The organism is Halosaccharopolyspora lacisalsi (assembly GCF_014137975.1).
GTDB classification, from domain to species: Bacteria; Actinomycetota; Actinomycetes; order Mycobacteriales; family Pseudonocardiaceae; genus Halosaccharopolyspora; species Halosaccharopolyspora lacisalsi.
The window spans coordinates 113,067-130,008 of record NZ_JACGWZ010000003.1; the positions used below are offsets into that span (position 1 = coordinate 113,067).

Consider the following 16,942-nt stretch of genomic DNA (forward strand, 5'->3'; position numbering starts at 1 on the left):
ACCTCCGCGGTTTCGCGCGAGACCGTCCGCACCTCGTGCGAACCGGATCGCTTACGTCAGGCCGGGGGCGACCAGGGCCATGAGGTGCTCGGTGGCCTGGTCGGAGGTGATCTCCGGTCGTCGTTCCCGCCACATCGCCATGCGTTCGCAGGCGCCGATGATCGCCTCGGCGAACGCTTCGAGGCGCTGTTGGGACAGGTCGGGACGGGCCGTGCGCATCAACTCGGCCGTGAGTTCCACCTGCTGGCCCCGGATCGCCTCCAGCTCCGAGTTGATCGGGACGCTGAGTACCGCCGATTCGTTGCGCAGCAGGGCCCATGCCTGTTTGTGCTCGTCGCTGAACCGGAAGAACGCCAGCAGGCAGTCGTGCAGCAGCTGTTCGGCGTTGTCCGCGTCGCCCGCGGCCGCGGCGGTGCTGTCCAGGAGTTCGCGCTTGGCGCGCTCCAGGCAGGCCAGTAGCAGCCCGTCCTTGGAACCGAAGTACTCGTAGAGCATCGGTTTGGAGAGGCCGACGCGGTCGGCGATGTCGTCCATCGACGCGGCCTGGTATCCGCGGGTGGCGAAGACCTCCTCGGCGACCGCGAGGATCTGGCGCTCACGCTCGGCTCGGGAGAGCCGCTTACGAGGGGCGTCGGTGGTCCCCGAGGTGACTGTCCGCTCAACCTTCACGGTCTCGACTCTATCGCAGCGAAAACAGCCCTACCGAAAGTAATCTACTCATAGTAAGCTACTTGTTAGTAGGTTCACATCGGCGTCGAGTCGAGGAGGTTCGGTGATGGCGAAGAAGGTGCGCAACCGACGCGAATACCAGGCATCGGTGGTGATCGTCGGCACCGGGTTCTCCGGGTTGGGTACGGCGATCCGGCTGAAGCAGGCCGGTATCGACTTCATCGTGCTAGAAAAGGCCGAGTCGCTCGGCGGCACGTGGCGGGACAACACGTACCCGGGGTGCGCGTGCGACGTGCCCTCGCTGATGTACTCGTTCTCCTTCGAGCAGAATCCCGACTGGTCGCGCATGTTCGCCGGTCAGCAGGAGATCTCGGACTACCTGCGGCACTGCGCCGACAAGTACGGCGTGAACGAGCACATCCACTACGGTGTCGAGTTCACCGGTGCCGAGTGGGACGAGCGCGCGCACACCTGGCGGGTCAGCACCGCGGACGGAACGGGGTACGTGGGCAAGGCGCTGGTCTCCGGTATCGGCGCGCTGCACCTGCCGAGCTATCCGGATCTGTCCGGAGTGGAGAAGTTCGAGGGCGAGGTCTTCCACTCGGCGGACTGGAACCACGACTACGACCTCGAGGGCAAGCGGGTCGCCGTGGTGGGTACCGGGGCCAGCGCGATCCAGTTCGTCCCGCAGGTCGCGAAGGAGGCCGCGCGCCTGCACCTGTTCCAGCGCACGCCCCCGTGGATTCAGCCCAAACCGGACCGGCCCATCCCCGAGCGGTTGCAACGCTGGTTCCGGCGCTTCCCGCCGTTGCAGCGAGCCGCGAGGGCGGTGGTCTACTGGACCCTGGAGCTGCGCTCGGTCGCGGTGATCCAGCAGCCGAAGTTGCAGCGGATCTCCGAGAAGCTGGCCAAGTACTACATCCGCAGGACGGTCGAGGATCCCCGGGTGCGCGAGGCCGTGACCCCGGACTACTCCATGGGGTGCAAGCGGATCCTGCTCTCCAGCGACTACTACCCGGCGCTGAACAAGCCCAACGTGGACCTGCGCACCAGCGGTATCTCCGAGGTGCGTGAGCGTTCGGTGATCACCGGTGACGGCGAGGAGCACCCGGTGGACGCGATCATCTACGGTACCGGGTTCCACGTCACCGATGCCTTCGACCACCTCGAGATCGTCGGGCGCGACGGCCGCAAGCTCCGGGACGCCTGGCAGCACGGCATGGAAGCTCACCTGGGCATGACCGTCTCGGGCTTCCCGAACCTGTTCTTCCTGCTCGGGCCGAACACCGGGTTGGGGCACAACTCCGTGGTGTTCATGATCGAGTCGCAGATCAACTACGTGATGAGTTGTCTGCGCCCGCTGGTGCGCGGCGACATCGCGCAGCTCGACGTGCGACAGTCGGTCCAGGACGAGTTCAATCGCGGGATCCAGTCCGAGCTCGGCGAGTCGGTGTGGTCGACCGGGGGTTGCCAGAGCTGGTACCTGGACGCCAACGGGGTCAACCGCACCGTGTGGCCCGGATTCTCGTGGAAGTACTGGCTGCGCACTCGCAAGGCGGATCCGGCCGACTACGAGATCGAGGCCGCCTAAAGGTCGGATGAGGTTTCGCACTGGGGTTCGATACACTGTGTGTGTCACGATCAACATGGTTTCGTCGGACCCCGTCGCTTGCGGTTGTCGCTCGCGGCTGTCGCCCGTGGCCGGGGTGCGGCACCGTCCCACCGACCGGAGGGCACCGATGTCTCAGGCCCGCGCGCTCTCGTCCGAGGAGATCAACGGCCTGCGTGAGGAGTTGGCCGCTGGAACCACCCCCACGGTGTGGTTCACCGCCGCCGCGGTCGGTGTCGAACAGGGACGTTCCGGCAAGGTGACCGCGCTCGGTGAGCCCGCCGAGGGAGATTTCATCCAGGTACGGCCGGCGGGGTCCAAGGACGTCCTGTCGTTCTCCGCGGGTGAGGTCACCGTGGTCAAACCCGAACGCAAGGTCAAGAACTCCGGCGAGCGTTCCGCGAGCGATGTCAAGGCGAGTTCGGCGAAGCGGACGTCGGAGAAGTCGGAGGCGAAGTCCTCGGAGAAGTCGGAGGCGAAGACGTCGGGCAAGGCGGGGGCGAAGGCTTCGGAGAAGTCGGAGACGAAACCCTCGGGGAGCGCTGCCGACGGTGGCACGGCCGACTCCGGTAAGTCCGAGACGAAGTCGAGCGCCACGCGTTCCGGTGGCACCGCCAAGCGGAAGGCGGCCCAGCACGCGGGGGCGACTGTGACGCTGACCGCCGATGCGGAGGGCCAGTGGAGCGTCGAGGTCAACAACGGCAAGAAGCGGGTGCTGCGTCCCACCTCGGTGCCCGCCTCCGTCGTCGGCCAGGCGGCCAGGACCCTGCACGTCGACGTCGCCGATGCGGTGGAACCGATGCTGGAGGCTGCCCGCGAACAGCAGCGCAGCCGGATCGAACAATTGCAGCGCGAGCTCTCCGACGCCCAGCAGAAGCTGGACGAACTGGATCACTGACCAGTTCGATCACGACCGGGTTCACCGGTTACACTGAGCCGAGGCGGTACCTCCTATCCCCCTGGGGTACCGCCTTCTTCGTGTCGTGAACGCCTACGCCGTCCCCCGGCGCGCTCCGACGCTCCTACCGGAGGTCGCATGCCTTCCCGTGCCGCACCGCACGCGCGCGAGAGCGTGTTGCGCGACCGGTCCTTCCTGCTGTTGTTGGTGGCCACGCTCGGAGCCTTCTCCGGATACGTGTTGCTGCTGCCCGTGGTGCCGCTGTGGGCGGTGACCGGGGGCTCCGGCGAGGTCGCGGCCGGCGCGACCAACGGGGTGTTCATGCTGATCACGGTATTGACTCAACTGTTCATGCCGTGGTCGCTGCGCCGGGTCGACCACAGGGTCGCGCTGGGGGTGGGCACCTTGCTGATCGGTGTGCCCACTCCGCTGTTCGCGGTTTCCACCGAGCTCTGGCCCTTGCTGGCGGTCTCGGGAGTGCGGGGCGTCGGCTTCGGCATGTTGACGGTGACCGGCAGTGCTCTGGTGGCCGAGCTCGTGCCCGCCGCACAGCGCGGGCGGGCCACCGGGCTGTACGGACTCGCCGTGGGACTGCCCAACGCCGTGCTGCTGCCGGTCGGCGTGTGGTTGGCGAGATACGTGGGCTTCGAACTGCTGTTCTGGGTCGCGGGAGCCCTGCCCGTCGCCGCGGCAGGAGCTGCTTTCGGCATCGCGCGAGTACCCCGGCGCACCCCCGAAGCCGGACCCGGCCGTTCGTCCCCGTTCCCGGTGAGCCTGCTGTCGCCGTGGCTGGTGATGCTGGCGGTGTCGATCGCGGCCGGCGGCCTGGTCGCCTTCCTGCCACTGGCGGTGGCGGACGCGGTGAGCCCCGTCGCGCTGCTGGCTTTCGGAGTGGCCACGGTGGGATTCCGGTGGGTGGCCGGGCAGCTGGGCGATCGCTTCGGTTCGCGGTGGATCCCGCTTCCCTCCGCGGCGATAGCCTGCCTCGGCCTGGTCGTGGTGGCGCTGGCCGCGACCGGACCGGCCTGGGCGGCGGTGCCCGGAGCTCTCGGGCTCGGTGCCGGTTTCGGTGCCCTCCAGAACGCCACGCTGGTGTTGATGTTCGACCGCGCCGACTCGGCCACGGCGAGCACGGCGTGGAACATCGCTTACGACGCGGGAAACGGTCTGGGGTCGGTGGGTTTCGGGGCGGTGGTGGCCGCCGCCGACCACCCGACGACGTTCACCGCCGCGGCCGTGCTCGTGGCCTGCGGTGTCCCCGTGACCGTGGCGATCGCCCGGCGTCGTTCGTGACGTCGGCGGTGACCGGGTGGCTGCCTCGTTGCCGGAAAGAAGAATGTTTGATCCCGTGGTCGGGGTACTGTTTCCCTCGCGTGATCTCCGTTGCGGGGTCGATGTCGGGTGATTCGTGCTCCGGAAATGTTCCGTGAGCTTCCGGGGGGTGTCGGTTTACGGGGGTGCTTTTCGTCGTGCTGTTTTATTCGCCGCTCGGGGATATCAGTCCGGTGCGGGCGATTTCCTGGTAGTGGACGACGAGGCGTTTCCGGTGGAGGTCGAGTGCGTGCGAGCGAACGGGAAGGTTCTCGACCTGGTTCCGGCCTGCGTGGATCCGCTGCTCTAAGCGTTTCTCGTCGCATTGGTAGGCTGCGTGGTACTCGCCGTGCACTTCCGAGCGAAGAGCCGCGGATTTCGGCGGCGCCGAAAAACGGTAACGCGTGATTCGACGTCCGCGGAATCGTCGCCGAACATCCGGTGGCGGGCCGGTGACGATCGGCCCGGCCGCTCTGTCGGGTTCGTGCCCGCCGGGTAGCGTAGACGGCCGTGTGTATTTCCCTGTTACTGAGTCCGTTGTCGTGTGCCCGGACGCTCGCCGGTTCCTTGGAAGGATCGAGGTGTGCAGATGGCCCCTGAGCTGGGACGGTTGACCGCGCGTGAGATCTATGACCGCGTCCTCGTCGACGCTCGTTCCGAGCTGAACCGCACGGCCAGCGCTCTGGCCTTTTCCGGGGTCGCCGCCGGGCTGTTCATGGGGTTGACCGGTCTGGGGGTGGCCGGCGCGCTGGCGGCGTTGCCCGGTCCTGGAGGCGAGTTCATCGCCAAGCTCTTCTACCCACTGGGGTTCATCGCGGTGGTGATCGGCCGTGCCCAGCTGTTCACCGAGAACACCTTGTTCCCCGTCGTGCTCATACTGGAGGAGCGTCGCCATCTGATGGCCACGCTGCGGCTGTGGGCGGTCGTGTTCGTCGCCAACGTGATCGGTGCGTTGCTCTTCGCGGTGCTGGCGACCGTTACCGGGGCGCTGAAACCCGAGGTGCTCACCGAGCTGATGGAGCTGGGGACCACGGCCGTGGAGCAGCCGCTGCTTCGGGTCTTCAGCAGCGGTGTTCTCGGAGGTTTCCTGATCGCCCTGATGTCGTGGCTGGTCACCAGCGCCCAGCGCACGATCGGGCAGATCGCCGTGATCTGGTTGATCACCTTCCCGGTCGGCCTGCTGGGATTCGCCCACTGCATCGCCTCCAGCGGCTACATCCTGGGTGCGGTCCTCAGCGGGGCGACCTCCGTCGGGGCGTACGTGGTGTGGCTGCTGGTAGCCACCAGCGGCAACATCATCGGCGGCGTGTTCCTCGTCTCGTTGTTCAACTACGGTCAGGTCCGCGGTGGTTCCCAGCTGAACCGGCGCCGCGCGCGGCGCCTGGCCGAGAACGAGAGCGTGTTCCGCCGCCGCAGCGAGCAACTCTCACGGAGCCCGAAGCAGGGCGGTGAGGCCGAGGCCACCGCTCATTTCGTGTGCGAGTGCTCCAACGCCCAGTGCACCTCCGAGATCATGATGACCATCGAGCGGTACCGCCATCTGCGCAGCCACCCCCGATGGTTCGCGGTGGTCAGCGGGCACCAGTTCCCCGAGATCGAGCCCGTGGTCGAGGATCACCACGATTACTTGATCGTGGAGCGCAAGGGCAAGCGCGGCGAGCTGACACTGCGTCCGCGTCCTGCCCAAACGGCTTCGTGAAGAGGAGTCGGTGAGCCACTAGAATGCGGGGCGTGAACCGTAGCTTGCTGAGTCCGCGTTGGGTGTTGTTGCACCTGGTGTTTCTCGCGGCCTTCGGTGCCACGCTCTGGCTGGGCTGGTGGCAGTGGGAGAGTGCGCACGAGGCGGGCGGAAGCTTCCGCAATCTCGGTTACGCCCTGCAATGGCCGTTGTTCGGTGCGTTCGTGCTCTTCCTCTGGTACCAGGTGGCGCGCATGGACCAGCGGCCTCCGGAGGAGAGCTCCGGGGCCGCGGTCGAACACGACGAGGAGCCGGCCGCCGATGTCCGGCAGCGGCGGCGCCCCCTCGTACCGCCGCCTGCTCCGTCCGTGGATCCGGACGAGGACCCGGATCTGGCCGCCTACAACCGCTACCTCGCCGAGCTCAACGACCGCGACGAGCGCGGGTAGGGGGCCTTTCGGCAAAGCGGCGGAGCCGCTTTGCTCCTGTGCGCCGCAGGTTGACCATCGGCCCGCTGCAGGTGCTTCCGCGCGGAGTCCTCAGTTGATGGTGAGGTCACCGAAGTTCTGCCCCTGCACGAGCGTGCCGGTGACGGTGCCGGAGTTCTCGTTGACGACTCCGCCTTCGGTGGCGTTCAGCTCCCTGTGGATCGCCGCGCCCTCGGAGCGCAGCCGCCCGTCGAAGTCCGGGTCCGCGGTGGTGACCTGATCCAGTCGTTCGGCCAGCGCCTCCACCTTCGGGTGGTCGGCGGGACGGTCCTCGGCACCTTCCAGCGCGGCCTGCGTCCGGGGATCGTCCTGCGACTTGCGCCGCACCAGTTCGCGCACCTTCTCCAGCGCCTTGAGCCCCGCAGCGCCGAGTCCGGCGGCGGCCTGACCGGCCAGCGCGGCCGCGATGGATTCCAGGAACGGGTCGGTCATGATGCCTCCGTGGCTGAGATCGGCGCGCCGCGCCGGGACGTCGTCGAACTCTCAGTGTAGTGATTCCGACGCCGATGGTGGTCGAAAAGCCCGGGTTCGTTCGCCACGAAGCAGCGGCGATGCTCACACTGCGATGAGTAAGCCATCACGAAGTTCTCCCGGGCGAGTGTGGTATCAAACTAGTGACACATGGGGATCTCCGGCGGCCTTCGGACACGGCCGGTGAGCGATGTTCCCCAGCGGCGAAGCTCGGACTTCGCCGCTGCCCGACAGCGAGAACTAGGGATTGGGGCTGGTGTGCGCAGCGGGCTGCTGAAGCTCTTCGGACTGTGTGTTCTCTCGGGCGTGCTGGTGGCGAGTCTGGCCATGCCGATGGCCTTCGGCGCCGGCGCCTTCGTCAACGAGACGACCTCGGCGATGTCGAACATGTCGGCGACCATGGCCAAGGGGCAGATGCCGTTGACGACCAAGGTCACCGACCGCAACGGCAAGCCGCTGGCCTACTTCTACGACGACTACCGGATTCCGACTCCGAAGGAGCGCATCTCCCAGACCATGAAGGTCGCCATCACCGCGATCGAGGACAAGCGGTTCTGGGACCACCGGGGTGTGGACTGGCAGGGCACGATGCGCGCGATGGCGGCCAACATCAGCAGCGGTTCGGTGACCCAGGGCGCCTCCACCATCACCCAGCAGTACGTGAAGAACTACCGGGTGCACGTCCTGGCAGACAACGACGTCGAGCGGCAGGAGGCGCAGGCGACCACCGTCGCGCGCAAGCTGCGGGAGGCCCGGATCGCCGTCGAGCTCGAGCGCACCATGAGCAAGAAGGAGATCCTGGCCGGCTACCTGAACGTGGTGCCGTTCGGAAACCAGACCTTCGGGGTCGGTGCGGCCGCCCAGACCTACTTCGGCACGACCCCGGACAAGCTGTCCATCCCGCAGTCGGCGCTGCTCGCCGCGATCGTCAACGCTCCCGGGGCGCTGAACCCCAACACCAACCCGCAGGACGCGTTGCAGCGCCGCAACCTGGTCATCGATCTCATGGCCAGCCACTCCAACAGGTTCAGGATCTCCGAGGCCGCCGCCGAGCGGGCGAAGAAGCAACCGCTCGACGTGCTCTCCCCGCTGGGTCGCCCGCCGAACGGCTGCGTGACCATCGGGGACGGTGCCGCCAACGGCTTCTTCTGCAACTACGTGCTCGATTACTTGCGGCGGGCCGGCATCGACCGGGACAAGCTGGACGGCGGTGGCTACACCATCCGCACCACGATGAGTCGTGAGGACACCCAGGAGGCCAAGAAAGCGGCCGAGGCGCAGGTGCCGACTCGCACTCCGGGCATCGCCAACGCGATGGCAGTGGTCGAACCCGGCAAGGACAAGCACAAGGTGCGTGCGCTCGTCGCCAACCGCGACTACGGCAACGACGCGAGCAAGGGGCAGACGGCTCGCGACATCGTCAGCGATGTTCAGCCGTTCGGCGCCGGGTCGGTGTTCAAGATCTTCACGGCAGCGGCGGCCCTCAAGCAGGGCAAGAGCATCCACGACGTGATACCCGTGCCACCGACGTACTCGTCCACGAAGTACGGCAAACCGGGTGATCCGTACACGGTCGGCAACGCCGAAGGCGTGGCGCCCGGCCCCAGGACGTTGCAGGACGCCCTGGCGACCTCACCGAACACGGGCTTCATCATGCTCGAGGAGAAGGTCGGTGTCGACAATGTCGTGAACATGGCTTCCAAGCTCGGGCTGCGCCGGAGCTTGAACAAGACGGACGCCCAGGGAAAATCGCTGCAAAAGGGCGAAATGTCCGAGGCCGAGACCGTCAAGAAGTACGACTCCGGATCGTTCACCCTCGGGGTCTCGTCGGTGAGCGTGCTGGAGCTGTCCAACGTCATGGCCACGATCTCCAGTGGTGGCGTGTGGTGTCCTCCGACCCCGCTCGAGTCCGTGAAGGACCGCAACGGTGATCCGGTCCGGCTCCCGGAGGCGCCCTGTGAACAGGTGGTCTCGCCGCACGTCGCCGCCGCGTTGGCACAGGGGCTGGGCAAGGACCACCTGCCGGGCGGTACGTCCCACGCCGCGGCGAAGTCCTCCGGGTGGAACCGGCCGGTCATGGCCAAGACCGGAACCACCCAGCGCTACCACTCCGCCGCCTTCGTCGGGGCCACCCCGCAGATGGCCGGTGCGGTGCTGACGTTCACCAGCGGCAGTGATCTGGAGGGGATCTGCGTCGGCGGTCCCGGCAAGCCGCCCTACTTGTGCGGGGACAACGGTGGCAACCTCTACGGCGGGACGGTCCCGGGGCGTACCTGGTACAACGCCATGACCAAGATCCACGAGGGCTTGCCGGTGGCGCCGTTGCCCGGCATCCCTCCCCGGCCGTAGCTGTGTCGCCCGTGGGGGTTCACAACTTGGGGAGAGTTGTGGACCCCCACAGCGGTGTGACTGGTTATGCCCAGATGAGGTGGAGGGTGGGGTGGGCGCGGGCGAGGCGCTTGTGGGCGGTGGTGGCGTCGCGGAATCCGGTGTGGATGCTGCCGCCGGTTCCGATGAGGTCGGTGTGGTCGTCGTGGGCGATGCCCCAGTAGGCGACGACGCCGTCCTGGTACTCGCCGATCTCCTGGCACAGCGCGAAGACGGCCGGGGCGTTCTCGGTGACCATGTCCTGCAGCTCGGCCAGGAACTCCTCCCGCGTGGCCCAGGGGCGCCACTCGGATGCGGTGGTGTCGGTGTCGGTCATTGTCCCTCCTCGGGTCGGTGACTGCAATCTGGCTAACACGTTAATGGCTAACGGTTAGCATGAGAAAGCCACGATCGGGTGATCGTGGTGTTCGATCGCCGCTGAGAGAGACTGGTGCTCGTCTTGAGGAGGTGCGTGTGGCAGCGAGGACGGACCCGGCGTCACTGCGTCGACGAATCGGAGCGCAACTACGCCATGCGCGCACCGAAGCGGGCAGGACGACCAACGAGGCTGCTGAGGAGTTGGGGTGCTCGCGAGGGAAGATCAGCCAGATGGAGGCCGGTATGTACCGACTCCAGCATCGGGACGTGCGCGATCTGCTCAAGTTCTACGGTGTCGCGCAAGCTGAACTCAACCCGCTGGTGGAACAGGCCAAGCGTTCCGCTGAGCCAAGCTGGTGGGCACCCTATGCCGATGTCGTCGAAGATTGGTTCGCTTTCTTCCTGGGATCGGAAGGCGAGGCACTGCGGGAGTTCAACTACGAGCAGCTGGTCGTCCCCGGCTTGCTGCAAACCCAGGACTATGCGGCGGCGTTGACCTCGGCCAGTCGTAGCGTGGCTGCTCACGATCGAGAGAAGGTCGCCGCACTCCGTCTGGAACGCCAGCAGCGGCTTACCGACTCTGATCCTTTGGCTCTGCACGTGGTGATCGAGGAGTCCGTGCTTCGGCGTCCCATCGGAGGGAGGGACGTTCTCCTGGCGCAGCTTCGCCATCTCGCGACGATGGCGGCATTGCCTCATGTGGACGTGCAGGTCATGCCTACCGGTGTCGGTGCGCATTCCGGGATGGACGGCAAGTTCGTCCTGTTGGAGTTCGAGGATTTCAGTCCCGGAGTGTTCCTGGAGAGCCATCCCGTGCTCGGTGCTCGCTACGACGTCGAGGACCCGAAGCTGGCGGAGACCTATGCCTCAATCGCGAAAGCTCTTCGTGATGAAGCGCTCGATCAGCGACAATCGACCGAGCTCATCGAAAGTGTGATCGTTGACCTGGTGTAGAGGTGTGAAGTGCGAACTGTGCCCGTCACGGCGTGGAGGAAGTCGTCCCGCAGCATGAACCAGGGCAACTGCGTCGAGGTGGCGTTCGTGGCTGGTGGGGTGGCTCTGCGGGACTCGAAGGACCCGCACGGTCCCGTGTTGCAGGTGGACCGTCAGCGCTGGTCGGCGTTCTTGTCCCGACTGAACGAGTAAGCTCCGGGACGCACCTGGTACACCGCCATGACCAAGATTCACGAGAGTTTGCCGGTGGCGCCGCTGCCCGTCGACCACCCGGTGCGCGAGGTGCACCGGGTGGTCGTTTTCGCGGTTTCGGCGATTTCGCGGGCGGAATCAGGGGCGGCTGAGGCGCCGCACGCCCTTGCTGATGCCGGTGCTGTGCTCGGACGGGAACACCACCGGCAGTTGCCGAATCCCCACCAGCACCAGGACGAGCACGCCGAGCACGATCCACCCCGGCCAGCTCAGCAGCCCCTCCGTCACGTGCGAGACCGGCTGTCCCGCGCCGTTGAGCATGGCGGGTAGCCCCGCCGCGGCGCCGAGGAAGGTCTGCGCGATCACGGCCGGCCAGACGCTGCGCGTGGCCAGCCGCAGCCACCCGAGCAGGGTTCCCACCAGCGTGCAGTAGCAGATCATCATGATGAACGAGGCGACGACCGGCACCGTGGGGTAGTTGTAGCCCAGCACCAGCAGCGGGCTGTACCACAGTCCCCACAGCACACCGCTGACCAGGAACGCCGCCGGCTGCCCCAGCGGAAGCAACGCGCGCACCAGGTAACCGCGCCAGCCCCACTCCTGGCCGAGGGCGGGCAGGATGCCCAGCCAGCCGAGCAGGACGACATCGACGAGGACGTCCCGCACGGGAAAGCCCGTCCAGTCGTAGAGGGTGAAGGCGTAGCTGACCAGCAGCGCCAATATCGCGGCCAGCGGAGGGCCGAACCAGGCGAGCAGCGCGTGCGGCCACCACTTCCGGATGCCACCGGGATCGGTGAGCCCGGTTTCGCGCGGTGTCGACCGGGCGGGGCTGATCCACCGGGTGACCACGAAGGTCGCCACCGCCGGCACGAACATCATGCCCACGAGCAGAGCCGGCGCCCACTCCCAGGACAGGCCCCGACCGCTCAGCCACAGCGGCAGGGTCATCAACCAGGCCGGAAGGTAGGCGATCAGCACGAAGCCGACCACGCCGCGAACGTCCACTCTGCTGTACCCGCTGTTCATCGAAGACATTCTTACCAGTTCGCCGCGGTGTTGAGCAGGGACGTTCGCGGCACGGGTCGAATCAGCGCAGCGAACGACGAATTCGCTCGGTGGCTTCGACCGTGTTGCGCAGAGCCGCTTCGACCTCGGCGTAGCCGCGGGTCTTGAGCCCGCAGTCCGGATTGACCCACAGCCGCTCGACGGGTACCGAATTCAGCGCGGCACCCAGCAGCTGCTCGATCTCCTCCGCTCGTGGCACGCGCGGGGAGTGGATGTCGTAGACGCCGGGGCCGATACCCCGGGCGAACCCGACGGCGTTGAGGTCGTCGAGCACCTCCATCCGCGACCGGGCCGCCTCGATGCTCGTCACGTCGGCGTCGAGGGACACGATCGCGTCGATGATCTCGCCGAACTCCGAGTAGCACAGGTGGGTGTGGATCTGCGTGGTCTCGGAGCTGCCAGAGGTGGCGAGCCGGAACGCGTCCACGGCCCAGCTCAGGTACTCCGCGTGGTGCTCGGTCCGCAGCGGCAGCAGTTCCCGCAGGGCGGGCTCGTCGACCTGGATCACGCCGATCCCCGCGGCTTCCAGGTCGCTCACCTCGTCACGGATGGCCAGGGCGACCTGCTTGGCCGTGTCACCGAGCGGCTGGTCGTCGCGGACGAACGACCACGCCAGGATCGTGACGGGACCGGTCAGCATCCCCTTGACCGGCCTGTCGGTCATGCCCTGCGCCTTCTTCGCCCACTCCGTGGTGATCGGCTTCGGGCGGGAGACGTCGCCGAACAGGATCGGAGGCCGGACGCAACGGGAACCGTAGGACTGCACCCAGCCCTGCTCGGTGCTGACGAAGCCCTCCATGTTCTCGGAGAAGTACTGGACCATGTCGTTGCGCTCGGGCTCGCCGTGCACCAGCACGTCCAGGCCGATCTCCTCCTGGAGTCGGACGACCCGTTCGATCTCGTCGGTCATCCGCTGCTTGTAGGCGGTGCGATCGATGGTGCCGTCGCGCAGAGCCGCGCGCGCCTTGCGCACGTCGGTGGTCTGCGGGAACGAGCCGATCGTCGTGGTCGGCAGTGATGGCAACTTCAGGACGCGTTGCTGCGCCTCGCGGCGACTGGCGTACTCCGCACGTCGGAAGTCCCGCGGACGCAGCGCTTCCAGCCGGGAACGGACTCCCTCGTCGCGCAGGCGCTCCGACGTGCGTCGATCGGCCACGGGACTCCGCGCGGCGGTGAGGTCGTCGCGGACCCCGGCGCGGCCTTCGCTCAGGGCCCGACCCGCCACGACCACTTCGGAGACCTTCTGGCGGGCGAAGGCCAGCCACGGTTCGACCCGCGGGTCGATGTTCGTCTCGGCCGCGACGTCGTAGGGCACGTGCAGCAGGGAGCACGAGGTCGACACCGCCACGGCACCGGCCGCTCCCAGCAGGGTGGCGGCGGTGGACAGCACGGAGTCGAGATCGGCGCGCCAGATGTTGCGCCCGTCGATCAGTCCGGCCACCAGCGTCTTGTCCCGCAGCCCCCGCACCGTCGGCAACCGGTCCCGAACCGAGGTCCCCACCACGAGATCCACGCCGACGGCCTCGATCGGGGTCGCCGCCAGGACGTCGAGTGCTTCGCCCGGATCGCCGAAGTAGGTGGGTACGAACAGCTTCGGCCGTTCGGTGAGCTCACCGAGGGCGCGGTAGACCCGTCGGAGGTGTTCCAGGTCCTGCCGGGAACGGTCGGCGACGAAGGCGGGTTCGTCGAGCTGCACCCACTCGACTCCCCGCCGGTGCAGTTCACCCAGCAGCTCGGTGTACGCGGCGAGCAGGTCGTCGAGCCGGTCCAGCGGCCGGAACCGCTCCGGTGCGCCGTCGGCGCTCTTGGACAGCAGCAGGAAGGTCAGGGGTCCGACCAGCACGGGCCGCGTCGTCACGCCGAGCTCGGCCGCTTCCCGGTACTGCTCGATCGGGGTGCGGTCGGCCAGCCGGAACTCGGTGTCCGGCCCGATCTCCGGGACGAGGTAGTGGTAGTTGGTGTCGAACCACTTGGTCATCTCCAGCGGTGGCGTGGACTCCACACCCCGCGCCAGGGCGAAGTAGGTGTCCAGGGAATCCAGGCCCAACTCGGTGTAGCGCTCCGGGATCGCCCCGAAGGTCACCGCGGTGTCGAGGACCTGGTCGTAGTAGGAGAAGGTGTTGCCGGGCACCGAGGTCAGTCCCGCGTCGCGCAGTTCGAGCCAGGTCCCGGTTCGCAGCTCGCGGGCGACCTCGCGCAGTTCCGAAGCGCTGCTGCGTCCGGCCCAGTAGCTTTCCAGCGCGCGCTTGAGTTCGCGGCGCGGTCCGATGCGGGGGTATCCGAGTACGGTCGATCCGATGGTCACAGCTCTCTCCTCGCGAGCTCGTCGACAGGGCAGCCGAGCGCCTCGGGGAGACAGAGCGTACGGCGACGCGTCGCGGGGAGCGCGCGAAGCGAACCGTCCGTCCGGCCTCCCGCGAGGCCTCGGACCGGCGCACGACGAAGTGCGCACCGATGGCAGGTCTTCGGACTCGTGGGCGTTTCCTGCGAACAGGGGTTCCTACTGCGTCGTCGGCTTCCCAGGTTGCACCCAGTGCCGGATGACGACGTTCGTTCCCACTCACCGCTGCGGGGCAGTCCCGGAGTCGCACCGGGTTCCCTCTTGCCTCACCGACGCGGGACCGAACCCCGTCGATGAACCATCGGCGACGCCCACGCTACTCGGTGGATCCGGATTGGCAAGGGTTCGGCGGGATACGACTCGCGGAGCTTGAACGGGAGCAGCGCCGCTGAACTGCCTGTTTCCGCGCGGCGGCGGACGCGCGCTCGTCGGTGTGGTCGTCATCACTGTGTGTTCTGCCTCTCCGCAGGGTGCCACGCCGGGGAAATTCCTTGCCGGTGCCCACGAAGGGCGTGAACATGAGCGCATGTCGACGACTCTGTTGCCCACGACCGAGCGCGCCCTGCTGCGGCGACTGGCCCTGGAACAGCGGGAGGGCCGCGTTCCCTCCCTGATCGCGGGGCTGGTCCGGGACGGCGAGACGATCTGGGTGGACACGCGCGGTTGGGTCGACGGTGAGCCCGCGACCTCCGACACCCAGTACCGGATCGGCTCGATCACCAAGACGTTCGTCGCGGTGCTGGTGATGCGGCTGCGCGACGAGGGGCGCCTCGAACTGACCGACCGGATCGACGATCACGTTCCGGGAACCGCCGTGGGGGACAGGCCCGTCTGGCAACTGCTCGCGCACAACAGCGGACTCAGCTCCGAGTCCCCCGGCCAGTGGTGGGAGCGCACTCCCGGTGTGGACGCCGAGCGGTTCGTCGCGGCGCTGGACGACTCCCAGGTGCGCCCGCACCCGCAGCACGTCTTCCACTACTCCAACAGCGGATTCGGGCTGCTCGGCGAGCTCGTGGCCCGGCACCGGGGCGCGGACTGGTTCGAGGTGCTGCGCGACGAGATCCTGACCCCGCTGGGGATGCACCGGACCACGACGAGCCCGATCGCACCCCGCCCGCGGGGGTGGGCGGTCCACCCCTGGGCCGACCTGGTTCAGGAGGAGCCCGCCGAGGACGCGGGCGCCATGGCACCGGCCGGGCAGCTGTGGTCGACCGTGGACGACATGGCACGTTGGTCGCGGTTCCTCTCGGGGGAGACCGGTGAGGTGCTGCACCCCGACACTCTCGTGGAGATGCGCACACCGACCTCCGTGGACGACGCGGACGCGTGGACGGCCGGGATCGGCCTCGGTCTGCAACTGAGCCGGTACCGGGGCCGCAGGCTCGTCGGGCACGGGGGATCGATGCCCGGTTTCCTGTCCACGGTGCTGGCCGATCCCGCCGAGCGCACCGGTGTGGTGTTCCTGGCCAACACGACCGCCGGTCCGGGGGCGGGACTGGCCACGGACCTGCTGGACATCCTGGAGGAGCACGAGCCCCGGATACCGGAGCCGTGGCAGCCCTCCGGGGCCGATCCGGCGCTGTTGGAACTGACCGGAGCGTGGTACTGGGGCCCGGTGGCGCACGTGATGCGCGTCCTGCCGGACGGAATGCTCGATCTCGCGCCGTGGAGGGGCAAGGGGCGCGCGTCGCGGTTCCGTCCCAACGGCGACGGCACGTGGACGGGCCTGGACGGGTATCACCGAGGGGAGTTGCTGCGCGTCGGCCGGGACTCCGAAGGACGGCCGAACCACCTCGACCTGAACACGTTCGTGTTCACGCGCACGCCGTACGACCCGGACGCCCCGGTGCCCGGAGGCGTCGAGTCGTGGCGGTGACGAAACCCGTCATCACCCGACGACCGTGCCCGGGCGGACACGGTTTTCCGGCAGGGTGATCCCGCTACGCGCGGAAATCGAATGGCGCCGTGCGGCACCCTGGAGGCATGACGGACGACCTGCGCATCACCCGGCGGTTGCTGATTCCCGCCGCGGAGCTCGACGAGCGTTTCTCGCGCTCGTCGGGACCCGGCGGTCAGCACGTGAACACGACCGAGTCACGGGTCGAGCTGTCCTTCGACGTGGGGAACTCGCCCGCGCTGACCGACGAGCTGCGTCAGCGCGCGCTCGCGCGCCTGGAGCATCGGCTGACAGGTGGTGTGCTCACCGTCGCGGCCTCGCGGGAGCGAAGTCAGGCCGCCAACCGCAGGGCCGCGCGGGAGCGTCTGGCCACACTGCTGGCCGAGGCCGTCGCGCCCCCACCGCCGCGACGGCGGCCGACGAAGCCGAGCAAGGGAGCGCGGCGACGTCGTCTGGAGAACAAGAAGCACCGTGGCGGTATCAAGCGACAACGGCGGCGCGGCGATCCCGGACAGGATTAATCGGACGAATAAGCGCATCGTGGCGAAGAGCGCGACTCACGTGGCGGAAACACAATATTCACACAACCGGCCAATTCGCCATGAGATCGCAACAAATGTGACG

At 67.7% G+C, this 16,942-nt stretch carries 15 protein-coding genes and 1 riboswitch; of the genes, 10 read left to right on the top strand and 5 right to left on the bottom strand.

All coding sequences use genetic code 11. From position 1 onward, the window contains the following. Positions 1-51: 51 nt before the first annotated feature. Positions 52-669 carry a TetR/AcrR family transcriptional regulator gene (locus FHX42_RS12020; protein WP_182544365.1) on the bottom strand — a complete coding sequence of 206 codons (618 nt, stop codon included), beginning with the start codon at positions 667-669 and terminating at the stop codon, positions 52-54. Positions 670-775: 106 nt separating this feature from the next. On the opposite strand from FHX42_RS12020, the gene FHX42_RS12025 reads away from it, so the two are divergent. The 5 genes from FHX42_RS12025 (at position 776) to FHX42_RS12045 (ending at position 6,614) form a co-directional block, all read left to right on the top strand. Further along, complete coding sequence (locus FHX42_RS12025; protein ID WP_182544366.1) at positions 776-2,260, top strand: flavin-containing monooxygenase; 1,485 nt, start codon at positions 776-778, stop codon at positions 2,258-2,260. Between the two features lie 148 nt (positions 2,261-2,408). After that, positions 2,409-3,176, top strand: coding sequence for a DUF6319 family protein (locus FHX42_RS12030; protein WP_182544367.1), 768 nt, complete (start codon positions 2,409-2,411; stop codon positions 3,174-3,176). Between the two features lie 138 nt (positions 3,177-3,314). Continuing rightward, on the top strand, positions 3,315-4,469 hold the full coding sequence (locus tag FHX42_RS12035) for an MFS transporter (RefSeq protein WP_182544368.1): 1,155 nt from the start codon (positions 3,315-3,317) through the stop codon (positions 4,467-4,469). A gap of 607 nt (positions 4,470-5,076) precedes the next feature. Then, the gene (locus tag FHX42_RS12040) at positions 5,077-6,186 is read left to right on the top strand and encodes a formate/nitrite transporter family protein (RefSeq protein ID WP_182544369.1); all 1,110 of its coding nucleotides are present in this window, start codon (positions 5,077-5,079) and stop codon (positions 6,184-6,186) included. Between the two features lie 32 nt (positions 6,187-6,218). After that, positions 6,219-6,614: a hypothetical protein gene (locus FHX42_RS12045; RefSeq protein ID WP_328796071.1), complete on the top strand. Its 396-nt coding sequence runs from the start codon at positions 6,219-6,221 to the stop codon at positions 6,612-6,614. 90 nt (positions 6,615-6,704) lie between these two features. Here FHX42_RS12045 and FHX42_RS12050 read toward each other — a convergent pair whose 3' ends face one another. Beyond that, positions 6,705-7,085, bottom strand: coding sequence for a hypothetical protein (locus FHX42_RS12050; protein WP_182544371.1), 381 nt, complete (start codon positions 7,083-7,085; stop codon positions 6,705-6,707). A 297-nt stretch (positions 7,086-7,382) separates the two neighbouring features. On the opposite strand from FHX42_RS12050, the gene FHX42_RS12055 reads away from it, so the two are divergent. Further along, positions 7,383-9,473 (top strand): transglycosylase domain-containing protein, encoded by a 2,091-nt coding sequence (locus tag FHX42_RS12055; RefSeq protein WP_182544372.1) that lies wholly within the window; start codon positions 7,383-7,385, stop codon positions 9,471-9,473. A gap of 64 nt (positions 9,474-9,537) precedes the next feature. Here the strand turns inward: FHX42_RS12055 and FHX42_RS12060 are convergent, their stop codons facing one another. After that, a complete protein-coding gene (locus FHX42_RS12060; protein WP_182542870.1) occupies positions 9,538-9,828 on the bottom strand; it encodes a hypothetical protein in 291 nt (96 codons plus the stop codon). Between the two features lie 59 nt (positions 9,829-9,887). Between FHX42_RS12060 and FHX42_RS12065 the strand changes: the two genes are divergently transcribed. Beyond that, on the top strand, positions 9,888-10,823 hold the full coding sequence (locus FHX42_RS12065) for a helix-turn-helix domain-containing protein (protein WP_268898390.1): 936 nt from the start codon (positions 9,888-9,890) through the stop codon (positions 10,821-10,823). A gap of 9 nt (positions 10,824-10,832) precedes the next feature. After that, a complete protein-coding gene (locus FHX42_RS12070; protein WP_182544374.1) occupies positions 10,833-11,015 on the top strand; it encodes a DUF397 domain-containing protein in 183 nt (60 codons plus the stop codon). 138 nt (positions 11,016-11,153) lie between these two features. Here the strand turns inward: FHX42_RS12070 and FHX42_RS12075 are convergent, their stop codons facing one another. Continuing rightward, the gene (locus tag FHX42_RS12075) at positions 11,154-12,041 is read right to left on the bottom strand and encodes a CPBP family intramembrane glutamic endopeptidase (RefSeq protein WP_182544375.1); all 888 of its coding nucleotides are present in this window, start codon (positions 12,039-12,041) and stop codon (positions 11,154-11,156) included. 61 nt (positions 12,042-12,102) lie between these two features. Further along, positions 12,103-14,385 carry a 5-methyltetrahydropteroyltriglutamate--homocysteine S-methyltransferase gene (metE, locus tag FHX42_RS12080; RefSeq protein WP_182544376.1) on the bottom strand — a complete coding sequence of 761 codons (2,283 nt, stop codon included), beginning with the start codon at positions 14,383-14,385 and terminating at the stop codon, positions 12,103-12,105. A 145-nt stretch (positions 14,386-14,530) separates the two neighbouring features. Further along, a riboswitch (cobalamin riboswitch) is annotated at positions 14,531-14,727 on the bottom strand. 220 nt (positions 14,728-14,947) lie between these two features. Here metE and FHX42_RS12085 point away from each other — a divergent pair. Together FHX42_RS12085 and arfB are read left to right on the top strand one after the other, a co-directional pair. Further along, positions 14,948-16,297 carry a serine hydrolase domain-containing protein gene (locus tag FHX42_RS12085; protein WP_182544377.1) on the top strand — a complete coding sequence of 450 codons (1,350 nt, stop codon included), beginning with the start codon at positions 14,948-14,950 and terminating at the stop codon, positions 16,295-16,297. Positions 16,298-16,404: 107 nt separating this feature from the next. Continuing rightward, positions 16,405-16,839, top strand: coding sequence for an alternative ribosome rescue aminoacyl-tRNA hydrolase ArfB (gene arfB, locus FHX42_RS12090; protein WP_182544378.1), 435 nt, complete (start codon positions 16,405-16,407; stop codon positions 16,837-16,839). The last annotated feature ends 103 nt before the right edge of the window (positions 16,840-16,942 follow it).